The following is an 11731-nucleotide window of genomic DNA, read 5'->3' as shown; positions in this document are numbered from 1 at the left end:
CGTTATTCCCCCTGTGTTGCGGCGGCGGGCTGCTGAAGCAGGTTACGCACGCGGGTCTGCATCAGTTTTTCCAGCATCGGCTGGCTTTTCAGCTCATCCGGCACATCCATCGAAACGGATTGCTGGCTAAGGTTGTCCAGTTCCTCAAGGAAAGCTTTGGTCGACGGATCTGACGTATCAAAGTAGGCGCGAACCCAGGTCGATACACTTTCCAGCGACTGTTTGTAGACTTCATCCTGATGGCGCGGAACGGCTTGCGCGGCAATCAGCAGGCGTGATCGGATATTTTCCCGCAGATACACATCCTGATTTGGCGCCAGCAGCGGTTCTGCGCTGGTATCACGACGGCGGATGGTGATGAAGTCATCCATAAAGTTGTGCCAGCTTTTGGTCAGGTTCTGACGCCATTCGGCCAGTGAGCCGGACAAACTGGAACCGTCACTGTCCATCGGCGAATCGTCTGTGTCATTGTCTGCCAGACGCAGGTTATCCACCTGATTCGACAGCTGATTCAGCTTCAGAATGATGCCGTCGAAATCGACCTGAGCCACAGCGGACAAACTGCCGACGTCTTCGTTCAGCGCGCGGCGAACGTCGATAAGGCTGGGATCGTTCATATCAGCCAGGCTTGCATCAGCACTTTTTAGCAGCGCGGCAGCAGTCGTGACATCCTGATCGCTCCAGAGTTTACGGCCCGCGAGTTTCACCAGATAGTCGGCTTGCGCCAGTAACCAGGTTTTCGCATCGCTGCCGGAAATGCTGGCCACTTTGTCCTGCAATTCGTTCAGCTGACGGCCGAATGACGCCTGCTGACGTTCGGCATCCTGCCGGGTTTTGTCCTGCTGAGCGAGCAGGGCAGCAATTTGCTGTTTATCCTGTTGCTGGGTTTTTTGCAGGGCATCGAGTTGTTCAGAAAGCGCTTCGTTGGAAGCCGCCTGAGCCAGCGATTGCTGATGACCGTGGTAATAAAGGCCCGCGCCAAGCGCAATCACTAAGACAATCGCGATAGCGCCTAACACCGGCGCGGTACGCTGCTTTTTACGCAACGATTTCAGCTCCTGGTCGTGGCCGGAGGCGTCTGGCTGGGGGCTCTCAACCGCGCCGGAGATCATCACTTCATCATCCGCAGCGGAAGGATTTTTTTGTTCCGTCATTTTGGCACATCCCTTAGTCAGGTAGTTGTAATGCGCGGATCAGCGCATCATTATCTGCATTATCGGCAACCCGAATGGCGCTCCAGCCAAGCTGGCGGGCAAGGGTTGCCAAACGTTCGCTGACTACCACCAGATTACAGCGCAGTAACCATGAATTTCGGTAGTAATCAGGAACTAACTGGTACAGCTGTTGGAGCATTTCTCCGCTGGTGACCACCAGCGTGTCAATTCCGGCGCGTTGCCATTGGGCGCTTTGCTCGCTGGCATCGTAATGAATCGGGCTGCGCTGATAGCACTCGCAGTACGCCACGTCGACGCCCCGTTCAGTCAGCGTTTCCGCCAGCAATTCACGCCCGCCGTTGCCGCGCAATATCAGCGCTTTTTTGCCTTCGAGGCGGCGCAGCGTCGGAAGATTGAGCAGCATTTCGCTGGTTTCACCGTCCTGCGGATAAAGTACAGGCAGGCTGCTGACCCGGTGAAACAGCAGGCCGGTGGTTCGGCCAATCGCGTAATAATTGAGGTTGTCCGGCCAGCGAACCGCAGCCTGACGTAATGCGCGATCGGCGTAATTCACGGCATGTTGTGAGAGTACAAACACCAGATCCTGCTGATTTAATGAGGATAGCAGGTTCGGCAACATTGCGAGCTGGTTCCCCGGTGCAAATTCAATCAGCGGGGAATGGAAGGCCACCCGGCCTAAAGTGCGCAACCGGCTGACCAGTGCTTCTCCTCCCGGAGAGGGGCGGGTGACCAGAATGGTCATTTAGGGGCGTTCCCCTGATAGACCTCATGCAGAATTTCACGGGCACCGTTGGCCAGCAACTCTTCGGCCAGATCAACACCCATGCTTTCGGCATTTTCAGAAGGGCCGCGACGTTCGCCGCACACCATCTGGCTGCCGTCCGGTGCGCCAACCAGCGCACGGAGCCACAGTTCATTCCCTTCCAGCTCGGCGTAACTGCCGATAGGCACCTGACATCCGCCTTCAAGGCGCATATTCATGGCGCGTTCGGCCTGCACGCGCAGCGTGGTTTCGCGGTGTGCCAGCGGCGCGAGTAAATCGCGGGTGATCTGGTCATCCAGGCGACATTCGATACCGACAGCGCCTTGTCCGACGGCAGGCAGACATTCTTCCGGCGTCAGGGCAGCGCGGATGCGGTCTTCCAGACCCAGACGTTTCAGCCCGGCAACGGCCAGAATGATGGCATTGTATTCGCCGTTATCGAGTTTGGATAAACGTGTGCCGACGTTCCCGCGCAAATCGCGGATTTGCAGGTCGGGACGCTTCTGACGCAGCTGGCACTGGCGGCGCAGGCTGGACGTTCCGACGATGCTGCCGTGCGGTAAGTCGGCCAGGCTGGCGTAATGATTGGAGACGAAAGCATCGCGCGGATCTTCGCGTTCGCAAATAGTGACCAGGCCGAGACCTTCGGGGAATTCAACCGGTACATCTTTCATGGAATGCACGGCGATATCTGCGCGTCCATCCAGCATGGCCAGTTCAAGCTCTTTAACGAACAAACCTTTGCCGCCCACTTTGGCCAGAGGGGTATCTAAAATGATATCTCCCTTCGTCACCATTGGGACCAGTTCCACTTGTAAACCGGGGTGACAGGCCATCAGCCGGGTTTGAACATATTGTGCCTGCCACAAAGCCAGAGGGCTCTGCCGGGTGGCAATTCGAATGATTTTGTCTAACATGTTTGTTACCGTTTAACTGTCTCTGCGACCATCCTACCACTGACAATAGAAAGCTGTCAGCGTAAGAAGGCATTCGTAAAAGAGGGTTAACGATGATGAAGGTCATTTGTTCCATTTAGGAACAGGCGGTAAAATCCAGAGAAGCGGAAGAGTAATTGTGGTGCGTTACTTTCTTTACGGTCAATCAGCAAGGTGTTAAATTGATCACGTTTCCAGCAATTATTCGTCAACTATTTGCACAATCGCGGTTGTTCAAAGCATAAGCATCACGATAAATGACGGATTTGGAACGGGGTTATTTCCAGACACTGTATAATCAGGCGAAACGTCTTGTACCTCTACATCGAGACATTGAAGCAAAGATTGGATGCGATCAACCAGTTACGAGTCGATCGTGCACTGGCAGCAATGGGCCCTGCGTTTCAACAGGTCTATCAGCTGCTTCCTGTCTTTCTACATCAACATCACCCTCTGATGCCGGGATACCTTGAAGGTAAGGTTCCGCATGGTATCTGTATTTTCACGCCTGATGAATCCCAAAACACCTATTTAAATGACCTCGAAGATAAATGGGGAAGCGCGCTCGAACCTCTGGCGAAAGGCGAATTGCCGATTACCGGCGTGTATTCGATGGGCAGCACCTCTTCTATTGGTCAGAGCCAAAGCTCAGATCTCGATATCTGGGTATGTCACCAGTCCTGGCTCGATAACGAAGAACGCAACCGCTTACAGCAAAAATGCAGCCTGTTAGAAAAATGGGCCGCTTCGCTGGGCGTTGAAGTCAGTTTCTTCCTGATTGATGAAAACCGCTTCCGCCACAATGAAAGCGGCAGTCTGGGCGGTGAAGACTGCGGTTCAACGCAGCACATTTTATTGCTCGACGAATTTTACCGCACGGCAGTCCGTCTGGCCGGGAAACGTATTCTCTGGAACATGGTGCCGGGCGAAGAAGAAGGGCATTACGATGAATATGTTCTTTCTCTTTATGCGCAGGGCGCGCTGACGCCTAACGAATGGCTCGATCTCGGCGGCCTCAGTACGCTGTCGGCAGAAGAGTATTTCGGCGCGAGCCTCTGGCAGCTCTATAAAAGTATTGATTCGCCGTACAAAGCAGTGCTGAAAACGCTGCTGCTGGAAACCTATTCGTGGGAATACCCGAAAACACAATTGCTGGCGATGGATATCAAACAGCGCCTGCATCAGGGTGAGATCGTCTGCTTCGGTCTTGATTCCTATTGTATGATGCTCGACCGCGTGACCCGTTACCTCACCCAGATTGAAGATTTTACCCGCCTCGATTTAGTCCGCCGCTGTTTCTATTTAAAAGTCTGCGAAAAGCTGTCCCGCGCCCGTGCGTCGGTGGGCTGGCGTCGCGAAATTCTCAGCCAGCTGGTGGCAGAATGGGGCTGGGATGAAGAGCGTCTGGCGATCCTGGACAACCGGGCGAACTGGAAAATCGAGCGTGTGCGCGAAGCGCATAACGAACTGCTCGATGCCATGATGCAAAGTTATCGCAACCTGATCCGCTTTGCCCGTCGCAACAATTTAAGCGTCAGCGCCAGCCCGCAGGATATCGGCGTGCTGACCCGTAAGTTGTACGCCGCATTCGAAGCACTGCCTGGCAAAGTCACGCTGGTGAATCCGCAGATTTCACCTGACCTGTCCGAAAACGATTTAACCTTTATTCATGTGCCGATTGGCCGTGCGAACCGCACCGGCTGGTACCTGTATAACCAGTCGCCGTCGATGGAATCTATCGTCAGCCATCAGCCGCTGGAATATAACCGTTACCTGAATAAACTGGTGGCGTGGGCGTATTTCAACGGCCTGCTGACATCGACCACGCGGCTGCACATTAAAAGTGGCAGCCTGTGTGACATCGCCAAACTGCGCGAGCTGGTGGCGGATGTGTCCCACAGTTTCCCGCTGCGTTTACCGGCCCCGACGCCAAAAGCGTTGTACAGCCCGTGCGAAATCCGCCATCTGGCGATTATCGTTAACCTCGAACACGATCCGACTGCCGCATTCCGCAATCAGGTCGTGCATTTTGATTTCCGTAAACTGGACGTTTTCAGCTTCGGTCAGAATCAGGAATGCATGGTCGGCAGCATTGATTTGCTCTACCGCAACTCGTGGAATGAAGTGCGTACGCTGCATTTCAGCGGCGAGCAGGCGGTGCTGGAAGCGCTGAAAACCATTCTGGGCAAAATGCACCAGGACGCCGCGCCGCCGGAATCGGTGGAAGTGTTCTGCTACAGCCAGCATTTGCGCGGGCTTATCCGCACGCGCATTCAGCAACTGGTATCGGAATGTATTGAGCTGCGCCTGTCGAGCAAACGTCTGGAGCCTGGCCGTTTCAAAGCGGTACGCGTTTCCGGCCAGACCTGGGGACTGTTCTTCGAGCGTCTGAGTGTTTCCGTACAGAAACTGGAAAATGCCGTCGAATTTTACGGAGCCATTTCCAATAACAAACTGCACGGTTTGTCGGTGAAATTGCAGACCGATCAGGCGCATCTGCCTGCGGTCATTGACGGTTATGCGAGCGAAGGGATCATTCAGTTCTTCTTCGAAGACAGCGCCGACGATATCGGCTTTAACATCTATATTCTTGATGAATCGAACCGCGTCGAGGTGTATCACCACTGTGAAGGCAGTAAAGAAGATCTGGTGCGCGACGTCAGCCGCTTCTATTCTTCCTCACATGACCGCTTCACCTACGGCTCGAGCTTCATCAACTTCAACCTGCCGCAGTTCTATCAGATTGTAACGCTTGATGACCGTATCCAGGTGATCCCATTTCGCAGCAACGCGTTATCTGCGACCTGCGCCGTTATCCCCGAAAGCGACGCGGAACCCTCCCGCCTGAAACAGCAATTCCAGCTGCATTAGAAAAAGCGTTCCTCTGGCGGACACGCGGCAGAATATCCGGCTTTCTTTCCCTTTAAATCCCAAAAATGTGCCCGCGGGTTTTATCGATTCCTGTTGCTTTTCATGATCCACCTGCGATGATAGAGAGCTTGGTCGCATGAATTACAGGCATTCATAAAATGAAAAACGTTTTACGCTGGTCTCTGGCCGCGACGATATTATTTGCTCTCTCCGGTTGCGGGCTGAAAGGGCCGCTGTATTTCCCACCACCGGAAAAAGCCACAAAGCAAAAAACCAGCAATGTACCGGGTACTGCTAACGACGGTTCTTCGCAGCAGAAAGGCGTATCACCCGAAGATCTCACGACGAACTCCAGAGATTAATCAACACTTTGTGTCGGCGTACCGGCGGCTTTGTGCCGGTTCGTATCATGAAGGGATCATCGCGACTGGATTTGACCAGCGGTAAACGGAGTCAGTTATGCAGTTCTCCAAAATGCACGGCCTGGGCAACGATTTTATGGTCGTTGACGCCGTCACTCAAAATGTCTATTTCTCTCCTGAGTTGATCCGTCGTTTGTCCGATCGTCACCGTGGCGTGGGTTTTGACCAGCTGCTGGTGGTAGAGCCTCCTTACGATCCCGAATTAGACTTCCATTACCGTATTTTCAACGCGGATGGCAGCGAAGTGGCGCAATGTGGTAACGGTGCGCGCTGTTTTGCCCGCTTTGTCCGCATTAAAGGTCTGACGAACAAACGCGACATTCGCGTCAGTACGCAGACTGGCCGTATGACGCTGACTGTCACGGAAGATGAAGAAGTTCAGGTCAATATGGGTGAGCCGGTTTTCGAGCCGCAGCAGGTGCCTTTCCGTGCAGCAAAACCGGAAAAGACCTATATTCTGCGTGCGGAAGAGCGCACAGTATTTTGCGGCGTCGTGTCGATGGGGAACCCGCACTGCGTATTGCAGGTTGAGGATGTTCTGACGGCCGAAGTCGAAATTCTCGGCCCGGTGCTGGAAAGCCATGAGCGTTTTCCTGAGCGCGTGAACGTCGGGTTCATGCAGATTGTCAGCCCGGAAAGCGTCAAACTTCGCGTATATGAGCGCGGAGCAGGCGAAACACAGGCATGCGGAAGCGGCGCCTGTGCGGCGGTTGCCGTAGGAATTCAGCAAGGTTTACTTGCAGAAGAAGTTCAGGTGGAACTGCCGGGAGGCAGCCTCGATATTCGCTGGAAAGGGCCGGGTCATCCGCTGTATATGACCGGACCTGCCACTCACGTTTACGACGGATTTATTCATCTATGAACAATCTTGATGACCAGATTGAACCGGTGATTGCGCTCGACGACGACAGCGTCATGCAATACCTGCTGCAAAACCCGGATTTCTTTATCCGCAATGCCCGCAGCGTTGAACAGATGCACGTTCCGCACCCGGTAAAAGGCAGCACTTCGCTGGTGGAGTGGCAGCTCGGACGTCAGCGTCATCAGATTGCTCAGCTCGAAGAAGAAATTACGTTGCTGATGGAACAGGCGTCGATCAACGAATCGTTGTTCGGACGCATGATCGAACTTCAGGCCACGCTCGCCGCCGCCAGCAGTTTGCAGGATATGCTCAACCGCCTGCAGCGCTGGGCGCGCAGTCTGGGGCTGGCAGGTGCGAACGTCCGCCTGTTCAGCGAAGGCTGGCGCATTGGCGCACCGTCTGATTTCACCCATCTTGCCGTCAGCCGCAGCGCTTTTGAATCCATGCGGATTCAGCGTCTGGGCGAAACCCCGCATTATCTCGGTGGCCTGAACGGCCCTGAACTTTTGTTATTGTTGCCGCAGGCCAAAGCCGTCGGTTCCGTTGCCTTATCGCTGATGGGCGAGCAAGGTGAACTGGGCGTGCTGATTTTCAGCAGCCGCGACCCGCAGCACTATCAGCCGGGAATGGGCACCGTATTACTCGACCAGCTCGCCAAAATGTTACCCGGCCTGCTGGAACGCTGGATTGAACGGGTATGAGCCCGTCTGAATCGCCTCTGTATCCCGCCGTCGGGGCGTTTCTGCGTTACTTGCACGTCGAGCGTCAGCTCAGCCCGTTAACGACCACCAATTACAGCCGCCAGTTAGACGCCCTGATCGTGATTGCAGGCGAGATTGGTATTGCTCACTGGCAACAGCTTGACGCGCCGAAAGTGCGTATGTTGCTGGCCCGCAGTAAACGCGCCGGTCTCGGCGCATCCAGTCTGGCTTTGCGCATGTCTTCGCTGCGCAGTTTTCTCGACTGGCTGGTGCGTCAGGGCGTGTTAAGCGCCAATCCTGCCAAAGGGATTTCCACCCCGCGTTCTCCAAAACATCTGCCGAAAAATCTCGACGTCGATGAAGTGAATAAACTGCTGGAAATCGATCTCGACGATCCGCTTTCCGTGCGTGACCGCGCGATGCTGGAAGTGATGTACGGCGGCGGGCTGCGTTTATCCGAACTGGTGGGCATCGACTGCAAGCATATTGATATGGCTTCAGGCGAAGTGCGTGTTCTGGGGAAAGGCAGCAAAGAGCGCAAAGTGCCTATCGGGCGAACGGCGGTGACCTGGCTGGAACACTGGCTGGAAAGACGTGCCCTGTTTGGCCCGAAGGACGACGCGATGTTTCTGTCGAGCCAGGGCAACCGGATTTCCGCCCGCAACGTACAAAAACGCTTTGCCGAGTGGGGCGTGAAACAAGGCGTGAACAGCCATATTCACCCGCATAAACTGCGCCACTCATTCGCGACGCACGTGCTGGAATCCAGCGGTGATTTGCGCGCAGTACAGGAATTACTGGGCCACGCCAACCTGTCCACCACGCAAATCTATACCCACCTCGACTTTCAACATCTGGCGACGGTTTACGACGCCGCGCATCCCCGCGCAAAACGAGGAAAATCCTGATGAAGTTCTATCGTCCGCTGAAACGCATTGAAGCGATCACTTTCGATTTAGACGACACGCTGTACGACAATTATGACGTCATCCGCCGTACCGATTCTGAAACACTGAAATTTATTCAGGGTTACCACCCGGCGCTGGCGGATATGGCGCCGGGCGCTATCCGCGATATGCGTAACGAACTGCTGGCCGAAGACGCGGAGATTTATCACGATGTGACGGAATGGCGTCGTCAGGCCGTGCATCTGGCTATGACCCGCGCGGGTCTCGGTGAAAGCGATGCAAAACAGGGCACGAAAGCCGCCATGGAAACCTTCGCTTTATGGCGCAGCCGTATTTATGTTCCGCAGGAAAACCACGATGCGCTGGCGGCTCTGGCAGAACGCTGGCCTCTGGTGGCAATCACCAACGGTAACGCCGATCCTCACGCCTGCGGTCTGGCGCAGTATTTCCAGTTCACGTTACGCGCCGGCGATCATGGCCGCGCCAAGCCTTATGCCGACATGTATAAAAAGGCGGCGATGAAACTGGATTTACCGCTGGAGCAAATTCTCCACGTGGGTGATGATCTGACCACCGACGTCGCCGGTTCCGTGCGTTGCGGCATGCAGTCATGCTGGATTAATCTGCGCGAAGGCGACCTGATGCACATTCAGGATGCCCGTCTGTTACCGCATATTGAGATTTCGCAGTTGGCATCGCTGACAGCATTGCTATAATCCCTTCTTAAATTACTCTGTATAAATTCACAGTAGAAAAGCGTTCACGGCGGCACAGACCCCGTGAATGTTTTCTCATCCTGACAAACGGTGCCTATGGACGTTTCTGACCTGCTCGACAGCCTGAATGAAAAACAACGTGAAGCCGTGGCCGCGCCGCGCAGCAATCTGTTGGTGCTGGCCGGGGCAGGCAGTGGCAAAACCCGCGTGCTGGTGCACCGCATCGCATGGCTTCTGGCGGTAGAAAATTGCTCGCCGTATTCCATCATGGCGGTGACGTTCACCAACAAAGCCGCAGCGGAAATGCGCCACCGTATTGATCAGCTGATCGGCACCAGTCAGGGCGGTATGTGGATCGGGACTTTCCACGGGCTGGCGCACCGTTTGTTGCGTGCGCACCATCTCGACGCCAATCTGCCGCAAGATTTCCAGATTTTAGACAGCGACGACCAGATGCGTCTGATTAAGCGCCTGATCAAGGCGCTGAACATTGACGAGAAACAATGGCCGCCGCGTCAGGCGATGTGGTACATCAACGGCAAGAAAGACGAAGGTTTGCGTCCGCAGCATGTTGAAACTTATAACAATCCCATTGAAGCGACCTGGTTACGCATTTATCAGGCCTATCAGGAAGCCTGTGACCGCGCCGGGCTGGTGGATTTCGCCGAGTTACTGTTGCGCGCTCACGAGTTGTGGCTGAACAAGCCGCATATCCTTCAGCATTACCGCGAGCGTTTCACCAACCTGATGGTGGACGAATTCCAGGACACCAACAGCATTCAGTATGCGTGGATCCGTCTGCTGGCGGGCGACAACAATAATGTGATGATCGTCGGCGACGATGACCAGTCGATCTACGGCTGGCGCGGCGCGCAGGTCGAAAACATCCAGCGCTTCCTGAAAGATTTCCCGAATGCGGAAACTATCCGTCTGGAACAAAACTACCGCTCCACCAGCACCATCCTGAAAGCTGCTAACTCACTGATTGAGAATAACAACGGTCGTATGGGGAAAAACCTGTGGACCGAAGACGGCGCGGGCGAGCCGATTTCGCTGTACTGCGCGTTCAACGAACTTGATGAATCGCGCTTTGTGGTCAGCCGGATTAAAACCTGGCAGGACAACGGCAATGTGCTGAAAGATTGCGCTATTTTGTACCGCAGCAACGCCCAGTCGCGCGTGCTGGAAGAAGCATTATTGCAGATGGCGATGCCGTACCGCATTTACGGCGGCCAGCGATTCTTCGATCGTCAGGAAATCAAAGATGCGCTGGCGTATCTGCGTCTGATGTCCAACCGCAATGACGATGCCGCGTTTGAACGTGTGGTGAATACGCCAACGCGTGGCATCGGCGACCGTACGCTGGATGTGGTTCGCCAGACCGCGCGCGACCGTCAGATGACCATGTGGCAGGCGACGCGCGCACTGTTGCAGGACAAAGTGCTCGCGGGCCGTGCGGCTTCCTCGCTGCAACGTTTTACCGAACTGGTGGACGCGCTGGCGCATGAAACCGCAGATATGCCGCTGCACGTACAGACCGACCGTGTGATCAAAGATTCCGGCCTGTTCATCATGTATGAGCAGGAAAAAGGTGAAAAAGGTCAGGCACGAATCGAAAACTTAGAGGAACTGGTGACGGCAACGCGCCAGTTCAGCTATCAGGATGAAGACGAAGATCTGATGCCGTTGCAGGCATTCTTATCCCACGCCGCGCTCGAAGCGGGCGAAGGGCAGGCGGATGCGAATCAGGATGCGGTACAGCTGATGACGCTTCACTCGGCCAAAGGACTGGAGTTCCCGCAGGTCTTTATCGTCGGCATGGAAGAAGGCATGTTCCCGAGCCAGATGTCGCTGGAAGAGGGCGGGCGCCTGGAAGAGGAACGTCGTCTGGCGTATGTGGGCGTGACCCGCGCGATGCAAAAACTGACGCTGACGTATGCGGAAACCCGCCGTCTGTACGGCAAAGAAGTGTCGCACCGGCCTTCACGTTTTGTCGGCGAGCTGCCGGAGGATTGTGTCGAAGAAGTGCGGCTCCGCGCCAACGTTTCACGCCCGATGAGCAACCGCAGTATGGGCACGCCGACCAACGTCAGTGACACCGGTTTCAAACTCGGCCAGCGCGTTAATCACCCTAAATTCGGTGAAGGCACCATCGTCAATATGGAAGGCAGCGGCGAACACAGCCGTCTGCAAGTCGCGTTCCCGGGAGAAGGGATCAAGTGGCTTGTTGCGGCCTACGCGAAACTCGAGCCAGCAAGCTAGCTTACTGGTGCTTTTGAGATTGGGCAGTGCTCGCAATCCTCACGTACTTGAGTACGCTCCGGTTGCTGTGCGCTGTCCGCACTCAAAATCCCTGCGTCGCTGACGCTTGCCCGGTG

General features: G+C 55.1%; 10 protein-coding genes. 7 read left to right on the top strand and 3 right to left on the bottom strand.

Annotated features, from left to right (window positions below):
• Positions 1-2: 2 nt before the first annotated feature.
• Genes hemX through hemC form a run of 3 tightly spaced genes read right to left on the bottom strand, consistent with a single transcriptional unit; the run spans position 3 to position 2855 of the window.
• Positions 3-1154, bottom strand: a complete 1152-nt coding sequence (hemX, locus tag KWG64_RS20975) for a uroporphyrinogen-III C-methyltransferase (protein ID WP_218523028.1) — start codon at positions 1152-1154, stop codon at positions 3-5.
• Between the two features lie 13 nt (positions 1155-1167).
• Positions 1168-1917, bottom strand: a complete 750-nt coding sequence (hemD, locus tag KWG64_RS20970; protein ID WP_218523027.1) for a uroporphyrinogen-III synthase — start codon at positions 1915-1917, stop codon at positions 1168-1170.
• Positions 1914-2855 carry a hydroxymethylbilane synthase gene (gene hemC, locus KWG64_RS20965; protein ID WP_218523026.1) on the bottom strand — a complete coding sequence of 314 codons (942 nt, stop codon included), beginning with the start codon at positions 2853-2855 and terminating at the stop codon, positions 1914-1916. The genes hemD and hemC overlap by 4 nt, the downstream gene beginning before the upstream one ends.
• A 330-nt stretch (positions 2856-3185) precedes the next feature.
• Between hemC and KWG64_RS20960 the strand changes: the two genes are divergently transcribed.
• The 7 genes from KWG64_RS20960 to uvrD all read left to right on the top strand — a co-directional run bounded on the left by KWG64_RS20960 (position 3186) and on the right by uvrD (position 11615).
• Positions 3186-5744 carry a class I adenylate cyclase gene (locus tag KWG64_RS20960; protein WP_195825718.1) on the top strand — a complete coding sequence of 853 codons (2559 nt, stop codon included), beginning with the start codon at positions 3186-3188 and terminating at the stop codon, positions 5742-5744.
• 158 nt (positions 5745-5902) lie between these two features.
• Positions 5903-6106, top strand: coding sequence for a lipoprotein (locus KWG64_RS20955; protein ID WP_152324774.1), 204 nt, complete (start codon positions 5903-5905; stop codon positions 6104-6106).
• Positions 6107-6203: 97 nt separating this feature from the next.
• A complete protein-coding gene (gene dapF / locus KWG64_RS20950) occupies positions 6204-7028 on the top strand; it encodes a diaminopimelate epimerase (RefSeq protein WP_195816071.1) in 825 nt (274 codons plus the stop codon).
• Positions 7025-7729, top strand: coding sequence for a DUF484 domain-containing protein (locus KWG64_RS20945; protein ID WP_101079448.1), 705 nt, complete (start codon positions 7025-7027; stop codon positions 7727-7729). Before dapF ends, KWG64_RS20945 begins: the two co-directional genes overlap by 4 nt.
• On the top strand, positions 7726-8637 hold the full coding sequence (xerC, locus tag KWG64_RS20940) for a tyrosine recombinase XerC (RefSeq protein WP_195816070.1): 912 nt from the start codon (positions 7726-7728) through the stop codon (positions 8635-8637). Before KWG64_RS20945 ends, xerC begins: the two co-directional genes overlap by 4 nt.
• A complete protein-coding gene (gene yigB / locus KWG64_RS20935) occupies positions 8637-9353 on the top strand; it encodes a 5-amino-6-(5-phospho-D-ribitylamino)uracil phosphatase YigB (protein WP_195825719.1) in 717 nt (238 codons plus the stop codon). Before xerC ends, yigB begins: the two co-directional genes overlap by 1 nt.
• Positions 9354-9449: 96 nt before the next feature.
• Positions 9450-11615, top strand: a complete 2166-nt coding sequence (gene uvrD / locus KWG64_RS20930) for a DNA helicase II (protein ID WP_195825720.1) — start codon at positions 9450-9452, stop codon at positions 11613-11615.
• The last annotated feature ends 116 nt before the right edge of the window (positions 11616-11731 follow it).

It is taken from the genome of Rahnella sp. PD12R (assembly GCF_019200965.1).
GTDB lineage: Bacteria > Pseudomonadota > Gammaproteobacteria > Enterobacterales > Enterobacteriaceae > Rahnella > Rahnella laticis.
The sequence above is the reverse complement of the archived record's forward strand: the minus strand, read 5'-3'. Positions and strand labels throughout refer to the sequence as shown.